General features: G+C 47.8%; 15 protein-coding genes. 2 read left to right on the forward strand and 13 right to left on the reverse strand.

Annotation, left to right across the window (positions count from 1 at the left end; translation table 11 throughout):
- Positions 1-24: 24 nt before the first annotated feature.
- From ftsA to rsmH, 11 genes are read right to left on the reverse strand one after another with little or no spacing between them, the layout of a single operon-like run.
- A complete protein-coding gene (gene ftsA, locus NBH07_RS17670; RefSeq protein WP_009018310.1) occupies positions 25-1383 on the reverse strand; it encodes a cell division protein FtsA in 1359 nt (452 codons plus the stop codon).
- A gap of 5 nt (positions 1384-1388) precedes the next feature.
- Complete coding sequence (locus NBH07_RS17675) at positions 1389-2117, reverse strand: cell division protein FtsQ/DivIB (protein WP_009018311.1); 729 nt, start codon at positions 2115-2117, stop codon at positions 1389-1391.
- Positions 2114-3502: a UDP-N-acetylmuramate--L-alanine ligase gene (gene murC, locus NBH07_RS17680; protein ID WP_005861375.1), complete on the reverse strand. Its 1389-nt coding sequence runs from the start codon at positions 3500-3502 to the stop codon at positions 2114-2116. Before murC ends, NBH07_RS17675 begins: the two co-directional genes overlap by 4 nt.
- A 5-nt stretch (positions 3503-3507) precedes the next feature.
- A complete protein-coding gene (gene murG, locus NBH07_RS17685; RefSeq protein WP_008773833.1) occupies positions 3508-4614 on the reverse strand; it encodes an undecaprenyldiphospho-muramoylpentapeptide beta-N-acetylglucosaminyltransferase in 1107 nt (368 codons plus the stop codon).
- Complete coding sequence (locus tag NBH07_RS17690) at positions 4611-5918, reverse strand: FtsW/RodA/SpoVE family cell cycle protein (RefSeq protein WP_005866970.1); 1308 nt, start codon at positions 5916-5918, stop codon at positions 4611-4613. Before NBH07_RS17690 ends, murG begins: the two co-directional genes overlap by 4 nt.
- An 11-nt stretch (positions 5919-5929) precedes the next feature.
- A complete protein-coding gene (gene murD, locus NBH07_RS17695) occupies positions 5930-7267 on the reverse strand; it encodes a UDP-N-acetylmuramoyl-L-alanine--D-glutamate ligase (RefSeq protein ID WP_009018312.1) in 1338 nt (445 codons plus the stop codon).
- Between the two features lie 3 nt (positions 7268-7270).
- Positions 7271-8530: a phospho-N-acetylmuramoyl-pentapeptide-transferase gene (gene mraY / locus NBH07_RS17700; protein ID WP_005861367.1), complete on the reverse strand. Its 1260-nt coding sequence runs from the start codon at positions 8528-8530 to the stop codon at positions 7271-7273.
- 13 nt (positions 8531-8543) lie between these two features.
- Complete coding sequence (locus NBH07_RS17705; protein WP_009018313.1) at positions 8544-10004, reverse strand: UDP-N-acetylmuramoyl-L-alanyl-D-glutamate--2,6-diaminopimelate ligase; 1461 nt, start codon at positions 10002-10004, stop codon at positions 8544-8546.
- Positions 10005-10006: 2 nt separating this feature from the next.
- Positions 10007-12202 (reverse strand): PASTA domain-containing penicillin-binding protein, encoded by a 2196-nt coding sequence (locus NBH07_RS17710; RefSeq protein WP_039848975.1) that lies wholly within the window; start codon positions 12200-12202, stop codon positions 10007-10009.
- Positions 12203-12220: 18 nt separating this feature from the next.
- Positions 12221-12574 (reverse strand): FtsL-like putative cell division protein, encoded by a 354-nt coding sequence (locus NBH07_RS17715; RefSeq protein ID WP_005861360.1) that lies wholly within the window; start codon positions 12572-12574, stop codon positions 12221-12223.
- 12 nt (positions 12575-12586) lie between these two features.
- Positions 12587-13504: a 16S rRNA (cytosine(1402)-N(4))-methyltransferase RsmH gene (gene rsmH, locus NBH07_RS17720; RefSeq protein ID WP_005866965.1), complete on the reverse strand. Its 918-nt coding sequence runs from the start codon at positions 13502-13504 to the stop codon at positions 12587-12589.
- Positions 13505-13980: 476 nt separating this feature from the next.
- Here rsmH and glsA point away from each other — a divergent pair, with 476 nt between their 5' ends.
- Complete coding sequence (gene glsA / locus NBH07_RS17725; RefSeq protein WP_008780717.1) at positions 13981-14805, forward strand: lyso-glycine lipid O-acyltransferase GlsA; 825 nt, start codon at positions 13981-13983, stop codon at positions 14803-14805.
- A gap of 12 nt (positions 14806-14817) precedes the next feature.
- Positions 14818-15792 (forward strand): glycine N(alpha)-acyltransferase GlsB, encoded by a 975-nt coding sequence (glsB, locus tag NBH07_RS17730; RefSeq protein ID WP_005866962.1) that lies wholly within the window; start codon positions 14818-14820, stop codon positions 15790-15792.
- 104 nt (positions 15793-15896) lie between these two features.
- Here glsB and NBH07_RS17735 read toward each other — a convergent pair whose 3' ends face one another.
- Positions 15897-16628, reverse strand: a complete 732-nt coding sequence (locus tag NBH07_RS17735) for a YjbH domain-containing protein (protein WP_009018315.1) — start codon at positions 16626-16628, stop codon at positions 15897-15899.
- A gap of 64 nt (positions 16629-16692) precedes the next feature.
- Positions 16693-19023 (reverse strand): carboxypeptidase-like regulatory domain-containing protein, encoded by a 2331-nt coding sequence (locus NBH07_RS17740; protein WP_009018316.1) that lies wholly within the window; start codon positions 19021-19023, stop codon positions 16693-16695.
- Positions 19024-19032: the final 9 nt, after the last annotated feature.

Genomic DNA, 19032 nt, shown 5'->3' on the forward strand with positions numbered 1-19032 from the left:
GTTTTATTACATTCGTAGATCACGTTATTTACTCTCGTTATCATCGTCATCGAAGAGGGTTTTACCAAAGGTATCGATCCAAGTCTTTGGTTTCCAGCCAAAACCTTTTTTCTCCTTTTTCTCTTTCTTCGGTTTTTCCTTAATAGGTTCCGGTTCCACTATCGGTTCCACTGTCGGTTCAAGCTCAACCTTAGGCTCCGGTTTAGGTTCGGGTTTAGGAGGTATATATAACGCACAATTCTTAGTTCCTTTCGCCAAGAGGCCGACGGCTACCGCATATTCGGGATTGCTGGCGACCACTAAATCACCACTAGCGACAACCCCCTTGCGAACCGCTGAATAGCGAACCTCCATCTTCAAGCGTTCGCTCATAACAGCCGGTAAATTCTTCAAAGCGGCGCCTCCACCCGTAATCACGATGCCGGCACCGAGAACGCTCATCAAGCCTGTAGCCTCCAGACGAGCATATACATTCTCTAAGATCTCATCCATACGGGCCTCGATCACGCCGTTCAACTCGGCCAGCTTAATCTCACGCAAGCCCATTCCATCCGCTAAACTCACTTGGATGGTCATATCATTATCCCGGTCCGCTTTCGCGCTACCATAAGTGATCTTCAAGCGTTCCGCCTCAGACTCTACGACCCTGAGATTGGTTATATCTTTTGTTATCAAATTACCTCCAAAGGGAACAACGGAAAGGCTGGCCAACTTACCACCCTTATAGACAGATATCGTCGTCACGCCGGCACCGAAACCGATCAAGGCGCAACCCAAGTCCTTCTCATTGTCGCTCAAGACAACATCTCCCAACGCGAGGGGTGACACCAGAATACCGGCGATCTCGATTTTCGCTTGTTCCGAAATGCTATTGACAATATTTAATTTCAAGGAAGGACGTCCAACAATCAACTTGTAACGAGCCTCGATACGGCTACAAGGCACGCCCACCGGGTTGGACTCTGGCTTATCATCTAAAAAATAGGAAGGAGAAACCACGTCAAGAACGGTCAACATATCCGGACGATAATCCTTACACTCTTGATAAAGAGAGTCTATGATCTCCTCCGTGACCACACCTTCCGTTCCCAATACCTTGCAAACCGTATGCTCGATAGAACGGAGTGACTGGCCACCCAGTCCCACATATACCTGCCCGATCTTGGTCCCCCCCAGTTTATTCTCCAACTTGAGGATCAAGCGTTTTATCTTACTCGCCGTCTCCTTCACGTTATATACACATCCTCTTCGTATGCAGGTGCCGGAGTTCTCAACTTCGTAGGCGATGATTGAAAGAGCGCCCGTCGCATTCTTAGTCCCCACCATTCCTACCATATGGGAGGTACCTAGGTCAATAGCTGCTATAAAGTCTGTGTATGCCATATCATCTATTTTTTAGTACAAACAATCTGATTCTTATATTTTAAATTAATCATACTGTACTTTTCCCAACCCACTTTAGGGATCGCTTGTTCATAGAAAAGCTTTAAATTCGCAAGCTTTTCTTCGAATTCATTCAAAGTACCCAACATGATCCGGTGGTTACCCACTCTTGGAATAAGTTCTATATCATTATCCGGATAGACATAGATTTGTTCAATCTGGTCATTCCAGAACTCATTCTCTTGCAAAAATAATGCAAATTTGTATAAGTCGGTCACCGCAAGCTCTTTTTCCACATATCCACTCACAATTGGCACATGCGCGGCATACCGACGACTGATCGGCATGGTGGTTCCCAGATTATCCACGTAATAACTACCTCTTACGCCCATAATCCGGAGGATAGGCATCTTTTGCATGACCTCTAGCTTGATAATACCCGAAGGAGTCTTATACGCCTCCACTTGGGCGATCATCTCATTTTTAAGCAATTCCGTCTCTATCCGATCCGTATTCACGTCGGCCATTGACCGCTTGATCGGATCTAGCCCAGCTTTCTTCAGTATAGACACAAGGTCACTCTCGCTCACGAAGTGTTTATCCAGACTGTCTTTCACCACGACTTGCAGATCTTGGCAAATAGAGTCCTGACGTATTTCCCGAAAGAAAAACGACACAAACACGATGTAACAGAACAACAACGTGGCTACTACTATGGAAATTATTCGGATCACGGTTTCCTTATTTGTTTACATAAAATCTCTTTTACAGGCTCCACCAAACGGTCGATATTACCGGCGCCTACCATTAATACTACCTCATATTTCCCGGCGGCAACCACGTCCAAAAGCTCTTCCTTCTTACACAGCGTCTTGGAAGGGATCGTCACCTTATCAAAAATGATCCGAGAGCTCACCCCCGGAATCGGTTCCTCACGAGCCGGATAGATATCCAGCAAGATCAACTCATCCAATAAAGAGAGACTCGCGGCGAAATCACCAGCGAAATCCCGGGTACGGGTATATAGATGCGGCTGGAAAATACCTGTCACCTTACGACCCGCATATAATTCCTTCACCGACAAGATACTCTGTCGCAATTCGGCCGGATGATGGGCATAATCATCGATCAATACCACTTGATCAGTCTTCAAATGGAAATCGAAACGGCGGCGAGGTCCGGCAAATGTAGCCATACCCTTTTTCAAATCCTCCGGTTTCACTCCGTTCAACCAAGCGATCGCCATAGCCGCTACCCCGTTCTCTATATTAACCTTTACGGGAACACCTAATTCCACATCAGGAATACGGATTTCCGGACCAACGAAGTCAAAGGTAATATTTCCGTCGCAAATACGAATATTTTCAGCGTAAAAGTCCGCTATTTCCGTAACGGAATAGGTATATTTCTTGACACCCTCCTGTAAACGGGGCGTTACGTTGATTCCCTTCTTGATCAGTAGACAACCATCAGGACGAATTAAGGAGGTAAATTTCTCGAAACTCTCCCGGTAAGCCTCCGCCGTACCGTAAATATCCAGATGATCTGGATCTGCGGAAGTAATCACTGCCATATAAGGAGTAAGCCAATGAAAAGAACGATCGAACTCATCCGCCTCGATCACGGTAAAGTCGCTCGTATCAGACAACATCAAATTACTCTCGTAGTTCTTTAGGATTCCTCCGAGGAAAGCATTGCAATCCACCGGCGATTGTTTCAGCAAATGAGCCAGCATAGAAGAGGTCGTTGTCTTGCCGTGCGTTCCCGCCACGCATAAACCCCGGCTGCTTTTCGTAATCTCTCCCAAGACACGTGCCCGCTTCATCACCTCAAAACCGTGCGCCCGGAAATAGGTCAATTCCGTATGCGACTCCGGGACCGCCGGCGTATAAACCACCAGCGTATCATCGGGCGACTTGAACGCCTCCCCGATCAAAGCTACATTATCCTCATAGTGAATATCGGCTCCCTCCTTTTTCAACTCCTCGGTTAAATCGGAAGGGGTCTTATCGTATCCGCCCACTCGTTTTCCCTTAGCGAGGAAATAACGGATCAAGGCACTCATCCCAATACCCCCGGCACCTACGAAATACACCGCTGTCACTTTATTTATATCCATATTCCTTATTTCTTATCTATAATCTTAACAATCTCATCCACGATACGGTCTGCGCTATGGCGTTGCGCCAAGGTCTCGATATTACGGCTCAACGTACGCAAACGTTCATCGTCATGAACTATCTTCAAGGCAGTAGGCACCAAATCCTTTTCCGCGTCTTTATCGGCGATCATAACGGCGGCATCCTTATGGACCAAGGCCAAGGCATTCTTGGTCTGATGATCTTCCGCCACATTCGGCGAAGGCACCAAGACCACCGGTTTTCCTAATAAGCAAAGCTCCGAGATAGAACTAGCCCCCGCACGGGATATCACCAAATCGGCCGCTGAATAAGCATAATCCATACGGGTAATAAAGTCTGAGCACCAAACCGGCATTCCCCGGTACGCCTTCAAATGCTTGGAAGCGTCGCTGTAATAATACCTACCGGTTTGCCAAATAACCTGTACATCCGAGGCGAAGAACTTATCCAGATCCCCTTGAATACTCCGGTTAATCGTCCGTGCGCCAAGGCTACCACCTACCACAAGGATCGTTTTTTTCTCCGGAGAAAGCCCGAAGAACGCCAACGCCTCCTCTTTCTTACTCAGCGCCTCTTCCAAATCCTGTCGCACCGGATTTCCCGTAATCACGATCTTATCCGCCGGAAAGAACTTCTCCATGCCCTCGTAAGCGACACAAATCTTGCTCGCTTTCTTCGCCAACAACTTATTGGTCACACCGGCATATGAGTTTTGTTCCTGTATCAACGCAGGAACACCTTGCGAAGCCGCCATCCATAAAGTCGGTCCACTGGCATAACCGCCCACGCCGACCGCTATATCCGGCTTGAACTCACGGATCGTCTTCCTCGCCAAGCGCAAGCTTTTCGCTAAACGAGCCATGACCTTCACGTTGTTCATCAAGTGGGCACGATCAAACCCACTCACTGGTAAACCTACGATTTTATAACCAGCTGCCGGAACCTTATCCATTTCCATGCGGTCTTCCGCCCCCACAAATAAGATTTCCGCATCCGGAAAACGTTTCTTGAAAGTATTAGCGATAGATATGGCCGGGAAGATATGGCCTCCCGTACCACCACCACTTATTATGATCCGGTACTTTCTCATACTTTTGACTCTACAGTTATCGTTTCGACAGCCGATAGCGGATTATCTTCTTTCTCTCCCTCGACCGCCTGATTTATTGTCTCTCCGGATGGCTCGTCGGAAGGATTCTCTGGATTCTCCGTATCCTCCTCTTCCTCATCCTCATTTCCGATATTGGCTCCAAAACGACTTACGCTCAATATGATCCCGAAATAGATACAAGATATAAGCGTAGACGTACCCCCCCGGCTCACCAACGGCATCGGTTGCCCGGTAACGGGCACTAAATTCACGGCTACCGCCATATTCGCCAAGGCTTGGACTACCACCAGCAACCCACATCCCAACACTAGGAATTTCGGGAATGATTTATCACATTTCCGGGCGATCATCCCGACCCGCACTAGCAGCATTATATAAAGCAACAGTACAAAGATCCCCCCAACGATACCCAGTTCCTCTATGATAATCGCATAGATAAAATCTGAATACGCCTGTGGCAGGAAGTCACGCTGTTGGCCATGTCCGGGCATCTGTCCTAATACGCCTCCCCTGGCAATAGCTATCTTCGCATGGGTTACCTGATAATTATCATCGGTTATCTTATACGTACCACTCTCATCCAAATTATCCTTATGCCCGTCGAAGAAACGCTCCAAACGCCCCTGCCAAGTAACGAATCGATCCGGCAAATACTGAGTAATAGCGGCTGGCGTAAACTTAAGCAACACCAAGAACAATACCAACGCCAACATCAAGATGCCCGCCAGCTTCGCCAACTTACCAAATGGCAACTGACCGATAAACATCATCAGGAAACAAACCCCGAATAGCATAAACGCCGTAGAGAAGTTCTCTGGCAGAATCAAGACACAGGTGAGTCCTACTCCAATCAGTATATACTTAAAGATCTGGTTCTCCGTTAATTTCCCCCGCTTGCTGAGCAAGAAAGCGACAAACACGACACAAGCCAGCTTCCCGAACTCCGAAGGCTGGAACTGTATTCCCATGATTTCCAGCCATCGATGCGCATCATTAGCGTCCACGCCGATAAAGGGCGTCACGATCAACATCAACATCGAGACCGGCAATAATATAATAAACGCAGAGAAGAAACGACACGGTATATTATGTAACAGCAATACCATGACGAAACCCCCCAATAAAAAGGTGGCGTGCCGTACGATAGGCGCCCAGTGATTCGCGTTCTTATAAGCGATCGTACTGGTCGCGCTGAACACCTCCACCACCGATATAAGACACAGGAACATGAAGATGATCCATATCACCCGGTCGCCCTTAAACAGTTTACTCGCCAGATCCATTTTATCCTTTATTACAAATTACGTACGCAAGCCTTGAACTGATCGCCCCGATCCTCATAGCTCTTGAACAGGTCGAAGCTGGCGCAACAAGGAGAGAGCAATACCGTATCTCCCTTATGAGCCATCTTATAAGCTTTCGCCACAGCCTCCTCCATCGAGCGGGCGTCTTCAATATTCGCCACTTTCCCGTCGAAGAACGCATGCAGTTTCGTATTATCCACACCCATGAAAATCAATGAATGTACCTTCTTATTCACTAATTCCTCGATCTCCGAGTAATCATTCCCTTTATCCGTGCCCCCTAAGATCAAAACGACCGGAGTCGTCATGCTCTGCAAGGCATACCAACAAGAGTTTACGTTCGTAGCTTTCGAGTCATTGATATAATCAACACCACGCACGCGAAGCACCTTTTCCAAACGGTGCTCAACACCCGTGAAATCACTGAGTGAGGCACGTATTTTCTCATCATGAATGTCCACGATCTTGGACGCTATCCCCGAAGCCAAAGAGTTATACAGGTTATGCGTACCAGTCAATGCCAATAGGTCTTGTTCCATCGTAAATGTTCCGTTTGCCGTTTCAATAACTACTTGATTATTTTCCGTATATCCCTTCACGCCGTTCTCATGTGTCTCGGCGAATGGGTAAAGAGTAGCCTCAGGATGCCGTTTGGCGATCTCACGGGCTATGATCGGGTCATCGTTCCAGAAAATGAAGGCGTCGTCCTTCGTCTGATTTTGCAAGATGCGGAACTTAGCGTCTACATAATTCTGCATCTCATAGTTATAACGGTCCAGATGATCCGGTGTTATATTCAATATAATAGCGATATCCGCTCTAAAGTCGTACATATTATCCAGTTGGAAACTGCTCAACTCGATCACGTAGACCGCATGTGGATCTTCCGCAACCTGAAGCGCCAAGCTGTTTCCGACATTTCCGGCCAAGCCCACGTCCACGCCCGCTTCTTTCAGTATATGATACGTAAGCATCGTCGTTGTCGTCTTGCCGTTGCTACCCGTGATGCAAATCATCTTCGAGTCCGTATACCTTCCGGCAAACTCGATCTCGGAGATGATCGGCGTACCTTGCTTCTTCAATAACTGTATGATAGGAGCCTTGTCGGGAATACCCGGGCTCTTGACAATTTCGTCGGCACTCAAGATGTCGGCTTCGGTATGCTGTCCCTCTTCCCAACGAATCCCGTGGTTGTCCAGCATCTCCTTATACTTAGGTTTGATAGACGATTTATCGGACACGAACACGTCGAATCCTTTCGCCTTCGCCAAGACAGCGGCTCCCGCGCCACTCTCCCCGGCCCCTAATATAACCATTCTCTTACTCATCTTTTATCTCATCTTTAACGTAACTATCGTCATAACAGCCAAAATAATACCGATCAACCAGAAACGGACCACGATCTTCGATTCAGGCACGACATTGAACGGCTTTTGGATCAACGCCTGTATACCCGCGTTTCCCGGTTTCTGGAAATGATGGTGTAAAGGAGCCATCTTGAAGATACGGCGACCTTCCCCATACTTCTTCTTCGTATATTTAAAGTAGGCCACTTGCAACATGACCGATATATTCTCCACCAAGAAAATACCGCAAAGGATCGGAATCAACAACTCCTTACGGATGATGATCGCGAAAACGGCGATAATACCTCCCAAGGTCAAGCTACCCGTATCTCCCATAAATACTTGGGCCGGATACGAGTTGTACCATAAGAAACCGACCGTGGCACCGATAAAGGCAGCGGCATAAACCACCAACTCCTCCGCGCCGGGTATAAACATGATATTCAAGAACGAGGCGAACTCAAAGTGGGATGACATATAGGCCAAAATACCGAGCGCCACCCCGATGATCGCCGATGTCCCGGCAGCCAAGCCGTCCAATCCATCCGTCATATTGGCTCCGTTCGACACGGCAGTCACCACAAAGATCACCATCAGCACGAACACCAGCCATGCGGCCTCCTCCTTATAATCGCCCGCCCAGTTCACCAAGTTGGCGTAATCGAAATTATTGTTTTTCAAGAACGGGATGGTCGTCTTTGTCGACTTGGTCTCCACCGTATGATAACGCACCTCCTCGATCACGTTATCATGGCGCACCTCCATATTCTCCTTGATCACCACGTCCGGGCTCATGAACAATACCAAGCCAACGATCAGGCCCAGTCCTACCTGCCCGACGATCTTGAAACGTCCGTGCATGCCCTCCTTATTCTTCTTGAACACCTTGATATAATCATCCGCGAATCCCAAGGCTCCCAGCCAAACCGTAGTCACCAACATCAATATCACATAGATATTATTCAGCTTGGCACACAGTAAAGTCGGGATCAATATAGCGATAATAATGATAATACCTCCCATCGTTGGCGTTCCCTTCTTGCTCATCTGGCCCTCCAGCCCAAGATTTCTCACCGTCTCGCCGATCTGCAACATTTGCAACTTATCGATGATACGCCGGCCGATCGCCGTAGAGATAAACAAGGACAAGATCAAGGCCAACCCCGAGCGGAAAGATACGTACTTAAACATACCCGCTCCCGGGAAATCCAACTGATCCAAATAATTAAAAAGATAATAAAGCATGTCGTCTTAAATATTATGATTGTTGTGTCGAAAAAATCTCGCGTAACTTCTCACGGTCGTCAAAGTGATGTTTCACCCCCTTGATCTCCTGATAGTCTTCGTGGCCTTTTCCGGCAACAAGGATCACATCCCCTTTCTTCGCCAACATCGTAGCGGTCTTGATCGCTTGCGTACGGTCCGTGATACATAAGGCACGTTCCATATCCATTTTCGTCAATCCGGCTACCATATCGTTAATAATATCATCCGGTTCCTCAAAGCGCGGGTTATCGGAAGTCAGAATTACCTGATCGCTCAGCTTGGCAGCCTCTTTCGCCATCAACGGGCGTTTCCCCTTGTCCCGGTTTCCCCCGGCACCCACGACGGTAATGATACGTCCTTTCCCGTCCAATACCTCATGAATGCCATTCAGTACATTCGTCAAGGCATCCGGCGTGTGAGCGTAATCCACGATCGCCGTATAACCGAGCGGAGACTGGATCGTCTCGAAGCGACCGGATACGGAGCGAAGCGTGCTCAGCACGATCAACACCTCCTCGGGATCTTTCCCTAAAGAAACCGCGGCTCCGTACACGGCCAGCAAGTTATAAGCGTTGAAACGTCCCACGAAATGCACCATAACCTCCCGACCGTTAATGATCAAGTCTGTACCCTCGAAATGAGATTCCAATATCTTTCCCTTGAAATCGGCCAAGGTACGCAAGGAATAGGTCAGCTTTTTCGCCTTCGTATTCTGCAACATCACCAAGCCGGATTTATCATCGGCATTCGTCAAGGCGAAAGTCCCGGCAGGCAGGTCATCGAAGAATTTCTTCTTCGCTTTCAAGTAATTCTCCACGGTCTTATGGTAATCCAAATGATCGCGGGTCAGGTTCGTGAAAATCCCCCCGTCGAAAGACAAGCCGCTGATGCGCCGCTGATCGATCGAATGAGAGCTAACCTCCATAAAAGCATACTCACATCCGGCCTCTACCATCCGGGCCATCAAGGAATGAAGCGTAAGCGGGTCCGGTGTCGTATGATCCGTCGGTACCGCCTCGCCATCTATATAATTACATACCGTGGAAAGCAATCCCACCTTATGCCCCATCTTCCGGAACATCTCATATAATAAGGTAGCGATCGTAGTCTTCCCGTTCGTACCCGTCACGCCTACCAACACCAATTTCCCGGAAGGATCACCATACCAGCGGGAAACCAAAAGACCCAGCGCCTCCGCCGAATCCTTCACCACGATAAACGAGCATCTCCCCTCCAAATAGGACGGAGCCTCCTCGCATACGATAGCGACAGCCCCCTTCTCTATGGCGCTGTCCATATAGGCATGGCCATCCACGGCCGTACCTCTCACAGCGACAAACAAAGACCCTTTCGTCACCCGACGAGAGTCTGATTGAATATTCGTGATATCCACATTATCCGCCCCCATCAACATAGGAGCTTCCAACGCACCGATTAAATCCCTTAGTTCCATACCTATTTCAATGTTAATAATACGGTCTGCCCCTTAGACACTCGCTGTCCGGGTTGAATACTCTGCGAAACGACCCGTCCGACACCCGACAAAGAGACACGCAGACCGGCTTGCTCCAACAAGAAAACCGCATCTTTAGCACCCATGCCGACTACCCGGGGTACCAGTCCCTCACGAATCGTCAGATCGCTTAATTTTACCTTATTCTCTTCTTGCTCGGCGGAGGCTACGACCCACTTTGTCTCCAAACTGTCCGTATCCGCCTTAATATCCAATTCATCTAATACTTCCTCTACCGCCCTCAGGTCGCCGCCTTTCACACGAGGTACCATCACGGCCATCGAATCCCGTTCCATATCCCGGACATCGAACGACATATGGCTGGCGTATATCTTCTCGGCGATCGCACGCACCACGCCTCCCGACATCGTACCACCCGAAGGATAACCGATACGAGGACGGCGGATCACCACGATACAAGAATACTTCGGATGATCGGCCGGGAAATAGCCACAGAAAGAGACTTGGTGCCCGCTCGTACGGTAGACACCGCCCGTAGCGATCTGCGCCGTACCGGTCTTTCCGGCGATCCGGACAATATCCGAATGAACCGCCTTACCGGTCCCTTTCTCCACGACTCCCAGCAACATATCTTTTATCAACGCCAGCGTATGATCCGAGCAGATCGAAGAGTTGATCACCTCCGTGGAAAAACTCTGCACGGTCTTGCCGTTATGTAAGATCTCTTTCGTAAACATCGGGCGAACCATCTTTCCGTTATTCGCGATCGCGTTAAAGAACGCCAGCGTATTGATCGGCGGTACCTGCGTCTCGTAGCCGAACGACATCCAAGGCAAAGTGGTCTTGGACCAATAACGGGTCGTATCATCCGGACGACGTATCTTGGCACGTCCCGCCCCCGGTATCTCCAAACGAAGATCCGCGTTCATACCGATACGGTACAGTCCCTCCACGAACTTTGTCGGGTTATCCGAATAACCTTTCAGGATCGTCTTGGCCACACCGATATTGGAGGAATACCAAATCGCCTGCTCCACCGAGATCCGACCGTATCCGCCTTTATTCATATTATGGTCCGTCATGCGGGCACCCTTATACATATATATACCATTGCCTACATCGACCGTATCTCCCGGATTGCATAAACCATCCTCCAAGGCCACCATGATAGAGGCCACCTTGAAAGTAGAGCCCGGCTCGATCTCGTCCGCCACGGCATGATTCTTCGTCTCGCCATATACGCCCTCACGGATACGCCCCATATTCGTGATCGCCTTGATCTCTCCGGTCTCGACCTCCATCACGACAGCCGTACCAGACTCGGCATCGATCGCCTTCAATTTATCGACCAGCGATTTCTCGGTTATATCCTGTATATTGATATCGATCGTGGTGCGAATATCCATGCCATCCACCGGATCCACCTCAATCACGTTCGTCCAGCCTCCACCGACACGACGAACGGAACTCAACCCGGCCTGCCCCCGCAGGAGCGAATCGTATTGCAACTCCAATCCATTCTTCCCCTTCGTAGTTCCACCCTCCTCGATCTCTCCGTAGATATCACCGATCGTACGAGACGCCAAGGTCCCGAAAGGTTTCTGGCGCTGCACCATCTCCTTCGTATAAAAACCGCTCTTATAACGTCCCAGACGAAGGAACGGGAACTTACGGATCTCCTTCAAATCCGAATACGAGACCTTCCCCGCGTAAATCGGGAACTGGCGACTCTTACCGCTCAGCCCTTTCAGCAGATAAGCCTTATAGCCCGCCGGCGTACGATCCTTCAATTTACGGGAAAGATAAAACGCCAACGAGTCCACCCCATCCTTCTTGGACGTCTTGAACGTATCCAGCCAATTATACTTGGCATCCTTAGCCGGAGTATACGCATCCGCCTTAAAGTCGATATACATATAATAACGAGGCACGCTGGTAGCCATCAACTTACCGTCCGACGAATAGATATTGCCACGTCCGGGCAACACCAAACGGTTCGGTCGTTTCTGGCTCTCGGCCACCTTCATCCATTTATCCCTCTCCACGAAGGCCGTATCAAAGGCACGGAACAGGATTCCTACGGCCACAAGCCCCAGCAACAGCACGACCACGAAGTAACAGAATAAAATCCGGCTACTTTTAGGCTCTATTTCTTTCGGTTCGTTTTCTTCAGACATACCCATTTACACCTTATCTCACTTATATAACTCATAAGGAGGGGTTTTCGCACCCTCCAGATCAATACCTTGCTCCTCGATCAGCAACTCGATTTGCGATTGGCGGCTATTGCCGGTCAACTCGGATGAGATCGACAACGCCTCGAAACGCACATCCCTCAATTGCTGTTGCAACCGGTCGATCTCACGCAGCTTTTGCATACAAGTATACCGGTTACCGATAAAGAAAAACGCCAACACGACAAGTAACACGATCATGCGCGTATGCCTCAAGATAAAATCCTCTTTCAGCACGCCGCCACCGAGTATATACCAGAACGAAAGACGCTTCTCCTTCTTCCTCGTTTTCTTATGTTGTCCGTTTTCTTCCATATCTATTTCTCCTTATACCTTCTCAGCGATTCTCAACTTGGCGCTCCGGGAACGGGGATTCCGCTCCACCTCCTCGTCGGTCGGGACGATCACCTTATTATTGACCAAGCGGAAAGGCGATCGTACGTTCCCGAAGAAATCCTGCTCGCATTTCCCCTCGAAGTTTCCGGTCTTCAAAAAGTTCTTTACCAGACGATCTTCCAAGGAGTGATACGTGATAACCACCAAACGTCCTCCCGGCCTCAACACCCGCAAGGTACTCCGCAGCATCTCTTTCAGCGCCCTCATCTCATCGTTCACCTCGATACGAAGCGCTTGAAAGACTTGCGCCAAGAATTTCTTCTCCTTGTCCTTCCCCGTAAACGGCTTGATCACCTCCAAGAAGTCCCCGATCGTCTCTATCTTCTTTGTCTCACGGGCTTTCACCAGCACAGAGGCTAATTTCCGTGACACCTTCAGCTCGCCATATAGATAAAACACATCGGCCAACGCCTCCGCCGTATAATTATTCACGATATCGGCGGCGGTCTGCCCCGCACGCGTATTCATCCGCATATCCAACGTCCCGTCGAAACGGAAAGAGAAACCGCGATCCTTATCGTCGAAATGATGGGAAGAGACACCTAAATCCGCCAACAGACCGTCTACCTCCCCGCTTTCTCCATAGTAACGCATAAAATTATACAAATAACGGAAATTACTGCGCACGAAAGTGAATCGTGGATCTGCCGGGATATTATGCTCCGCGTCCGCGTCTTGGTCAAAGCCGTAAAGTTCGCCCCCGCTACCCAACCGTTTCAAGATCTCGCGGGAATGTCCTCCACCGCCAAACGTAACATCCACGTAAATCCCGTCGGGACGGATATCCAATCCCTCCAGACTTTCCCGCAGCATTACCGGTACATGATAGCAACTATCTTTTTCTTCCATTCGTCGTTCTTACGTTAAACTTCCTCTTAAAATCAAGCGCCGTACTCCTTTGATACGCACGCACATGCCTTATCGGTGGGTAAAAGTACACATTTCCAAAATTACCCGCCAACATTTATATAAGAAAAGTAGGAAAAAGTTATCAACAGGTCGTTAACCCTTCGTCTTTTCGTCCTTATCTCTTACGCTTTTCACCGGTATCCGTTAACCAATTCTTCCTTTCACCTTCATCTTCTAACGGCCGTTGGATGATCATGCAACAGTTGGTAGATGATCTTCTAACAGTTGGTGCATGATCGTCCAACAGCCGTTAGATAACCGATAGTCAAGCTCCCGGGGACTAACCTCCCTAATGGTAGCGGCTAAAAGATCAAGGGGAAAAGGCCAAGATAGCTGGCGAAAAAGCAAAAACTTCACTCAAACCTCTCTCGTTTTAATTATTAACTTTATCTTTGCCCCTTGACAAGCTTATATAGATGGCAAAACAAGGTGTGACAAAGATAGATATTAAGCAAGTATTGGCACAAAAGGCGCCCAAGGCGTCACGCAAGATTCCGGGATTTATCGTGGACTACTTGATTCGCACGGTTCATCAAGAGGAACTGAATGATATATTAACCCGTTACCACGATAAGGAAGGGGTAGATTTCATGCGTGAGCTTATCGGCTATTTTGACCTTACCCTCGATCTGGTACATGCGGAGAACATCCCGACCGAAGGGCGCTATATCTTCGCCTCCAACCATCCGCTCGGAGGATTGGACGGTATCTGTCTCTCCGCCGTTATCGGTTCCCGGTTCGAAGGCCGCATCAAGTATCCGGTCAATGATTTATTACTTTATCTCTCCAATCTAAAATCCATCTTTGTACCGATCAACAAACACGGCACCCAAGGAAAGGACAACGCACGGATGCTGGAGGAGGCTTTTGCCTCGGACGACCAGATCATCACTTTCCCCGCTGGATTATGCTCTCGCAAGATTGGTGGCAAGATACAAGACTTGGAGTGGAAGAAATCGTTCATCCAGAAGGCGGTGCAATACAAGCGGGATATCGTACCGGTCTATTTCGACGGGAAGAATTCCAATTTCTTCTACAACCTCGCCCGGATACGCAAGGCGTTGGGTATAAAGATGAATTATGAGATGATTTATTTACCGGACGAGATGTTCCGGAGCAAACATAAGACCTTCCGGATTTACTTCGGGAAGCCTATCCCTTGGCAGACATTCGACAATAGCAAGAAACCCGCCGAATGGGCTGAGTGGATAAAAAACAAGGTTTACAAACTCAAGGATTAACAGACGAAACATATGCAAGACATTATCAATCCCATAGACAGGGCACTACTGAAGGCTGAATTGACCAAAGAGAAGAGGTTGAGAAGTACCAATAAATCGAAGAATGAGATTTATATCGTCACGGCGCACGACTCACCCAATGTCATGCAAGAGATAGGGCGTCTGCGGGAGGTCGCTTTCCGTTATTACGGGGGTGGCACGGGATTCCCGGTGGATATCGATGAGTATGACACGATGGAAGACGCTTACCGCCAGCTGATTGTCTGGAGCCCGGAAGATGAGCAGATCTTGGGGGGATACCGTTTCCTTTGCGGTTCGGACGTTAAGTTCGACGAGAATGGTAAACCGATCTTGGCGACCTCGCACTTGTTTAATTTCTCAGAGAAATTTATCAAGGAGATCCTTCCTTATACGGTAGAGTTGGGACGCTCGTTCGTGGCTCTGGAGTATCAATCCACCCGTTCCGGGGCGAAAGGCTTATTCGTGTTGGATAACCTGTGGGATGGATTGGGGGCTTTATCCGTGGTTGATCCGAGCTTGCGGTATTATTTCGGGAAGGTGACTATGTACAATACGTACAACCAAGAGGCCCGTAATATGATCTTATACTTCCTCGGATTGCATTTCCCGGACGCAGACCAACTGATCACTCCGGTATATCCTTTGGAGACTAATATGGATGTAGAGAAGATGAGATCTCTTTTCCCTCACGATAATTTCAAGGATAACTACAAGGTATTGAACCAAGAGGTTCGTAAATTCGGTATCAACGTGCCTCCTTTGGTAAATGCTTACATGAGCTTGTCGCCTAAGATGCGTGTATTCGGCACAGCGATCAACCATGAGTTTGGAGAGGTGGAAGAAACGGGTATCTTAATCGCTATTAACGAGATATTAGAGGATAAGAAGAAACGGCATATTGAGACGTATCTGGAAGAGGAGTACAAGTCCGCCGAGTTGATACGCAAGAATTTCATCGGGGAATAAAGCCGTAGATATGGCTGGCGCGACAGCGTAACAAGATATAAAAAGGTTCAGCCTAACCGTTCGCCTCCAAGCGGATTAAAAACGGACAAAGGCTGAACCTCTTTTTATCTCAAATAAATCTTATAGCATAGTCCACCGGAGAAATACTTCATTCGCTGCAATTCGAATTGAAAATGTATATGATTGAATAGCAGGTAAGTGGCTCCCATAGCGAAGTCTTTCGAATCGTATTCGGCTATGACGTTCAAATGCGGGGCGAATGAAGGATTGTAGGTGATACCTCCCGCCACACCGTTCAAGGGATAATCCTCACGGCGATTATACAGATAGGATAAATGAACGCCTAAGGTTCCCCTTCCCAGCTGAAAATGTTTGGTAGCGGCCAGATAATAACGGCAGAAATAGCCGTTCCCTATGGCTGAAGCGAATTTATGCCCGGATGACGTAAAAGGGTCCGAAGTCCCCAGCACGACAGCGGGGATGTATTTGCTTTCTTTCAACACACGTAAGCGGGCGGAGAAATAACGATCTTGGTTCGTGAATCCGGAATAGCCATGCTTATCCAATCCAAGGCTCTCGGCCGTAAACAGCGTACAAGTATACGCTACTTCCAGAAACGGGAAGATCGTCACGTTCAAATAATAATTCCACGTATTAAAATTAAACTTGGGAGGCGTAAGCTCTTGATGCAAGAAGTTTCCGCCAAGCATCACGGTCTTGTCCTTTTGCATATCGGCGGACGGGGCATGCAATAGCCCTGTCGTGCCATAAGATAATTGAGCCGGAAGTATCGTCCAGCAACTTAAGAATATGATCAATAAGAGTAATTTCTTCATTTTTCTTTGTTTACTTATAAACTTCCGGCTCAACATTATTTAATCAAGCTTCAAATATCAAGCATTAATCCGGGATGATGATACCGCCACCGGCGTTATTGCCATCACCATGTCCGTGACCGTGGGATTGCTTGTAAACAGGAGTACCTTCTATCTTGATAAGTTTTTTAGCTACAACCTGAATCTCTTCCACCTTTTTACCCTTTGTCATAAACTTAAATACATACGTATTTGTAGTATATGTCTTCTTCAAGCTCATAGAAGCGACCGTACGATCAGCTTCCGTAGGAACGGATGTTGTCAATGATGTTTGGATACCTATCTGATAACCATCAGCTTGCAAACGATTAGAGATTCGGTTATAAACCGCATTCTTAGCGACTTGACCATCTACGTTAGATTTTCCGACTAGATCCTGCAAGTTTTCTCCAACATAAGCATTTGTAGTTGTAACAACTACAGGAATGTTTCCTGCCTTACCATCAGAGCAGTAGTCAACAACCTTTTCTACGATTGTAGTATCAGTACTGATATCTTCAGTTTCCGCTAATGCCAACTCAAAACCTGCGGCAAACTTAGAGAAGTGAGCGACAGACATTTCCGCACCAGTACCATTGATATAAACAGGGTCCGCCGTAGGATCAATCTTCATGATCTCCTTATTATCTATGCCTGTGGTCGCATATAACAATGCCATAGGCTGTGTAGAAGAAACCAAATCCTTCGGAGCGTCGAACGAGATCTTCAAAGCCGGAGAGAATACCGTACCGCTAGGCTCGCCTTTATATACACGGCTTACACTGGCTACCGCACCAGCATCAGAAGTCACATTATTGGATTGCAGAGCTTCCGCAGACATATCACGTTCAATCACCAATGTTTGATTACTACTTGCCGGCATAACGATAACGACAGGCTTACCACTTTCCGCGACCAAACTTACCTCATCTTTCTCTTTTATACCATCAGCGGTCGTACTTTCAATCACTCCTATCGATTCTGTCAATTTCTCAGCATCACTTTGATTCAAAACCTTAATAACTGGAGCTTGAACCTCATTATCCGCACCTTTATAGTTATCTAAGACATTAGCAGGAATGACAACGTCTACTTTTTGCTCAACATTATTCTCATCCACATAAGTGACACCAGACACCTTAACCTCTTCGGTTCCGCCTGCGTTAATCGCATTCTTAATCTCATCCGCTACTTTTTCCGCTTCTTTTTCCGGAACCTGAACACCATATTTAGAAAAATCAATCTCCGTATTTCCACCTGTACCTATAGGGTTCAATGTGATAGGAAATACATAGTTCATACTCTGACCGACCTTAAAGATGATCGTACGAGAGTAGCTCGTATAACCTGCGGCTTTAACACTCAAGATAAATTGAGCATCCTCCGTAACCTTTGATGATGCGATATTGAAAGAGAACTCACTCTCATTCTTAGAAATAAATAACTCTTCACTTCCTAACATCAATGTGACTTCCGCTGTCTTGATGTCTGCGCCCGTAGATAGGTCTGTTATTATACCAGATACGATATAAGTCGCTTTTGACGGATCTGTCGGTTTGGAAGGATCGGAAGGATCAGACGGGTCTGTTGGCTTGGAAGGATCAGACGGGTCAGAAGGATCTGTCGGCTTAGAAGGATCATCCGGGTCTACTGGAATAGAAGGAGCGACATTCATCACGATAATAGCTGGATACTCAACGTCGAATGTATCACCTTCGCCCTCTTTCTTTTCTTGATCCGGAACGGCTGAAACGACAACCTTAGCCACGGCTTTAGTATATCCGGAAGCTGTAGCTACTACGTCGTAGATACCGGGAGTCACATCAGAGACCTTAAAATTAGGTTTATTCTCTTTAGCGATCTCTTTATCCCCGTATTTTACGACAACAGAAAGGCTGGAAGTAGAGATAGCTTTTCCCACAACATCCTCGATCGATACGGAAAGATTGTACTTCGCCTTCTTATACTCTTTCGGAGTATCGGGAGTCGTGCCCTTTACCATGACGGCGTTTACTACATACTGTCCAACACCCGATTCGATCTTCTTCACATCCACATCATAGCTTCTGTCTGCATAGCCTTCCGACTTAAAGGCGATTTTGTAAGAGCCTGGTGTACTTTTCAAGTCGAAAGAGTACGTTCCATCAGAACCCGTCGTAGCACTAAGAGATTGAGCTCCAGAAAGAGCTACGCTAACGCCAGCCATTGGGTTGTTGCTGGCATCCATAACCGTACCACCAATCGCATAGGTGGCAACAGTGCCACCACCATCCGGAGTAGGCACATCATCATCGTCATCCTTACAACCAACGAAGCCAATCATGGCTGTCGTAAGGAACAAGACCAATAAGGTCTGTAACTTTGTAATTGTTCTCATAATAAAACT

The organism is Parabacteroides sp. B2-S-102 (genome assembly GCF_023656665.1).
GTDB classification, from domain to species: Bacteria; Bacteroidota; Bacteroidia; order Bacteroidales; family Tannerellaceae; genus Parabacteroides; species Parabacteroides distasonis.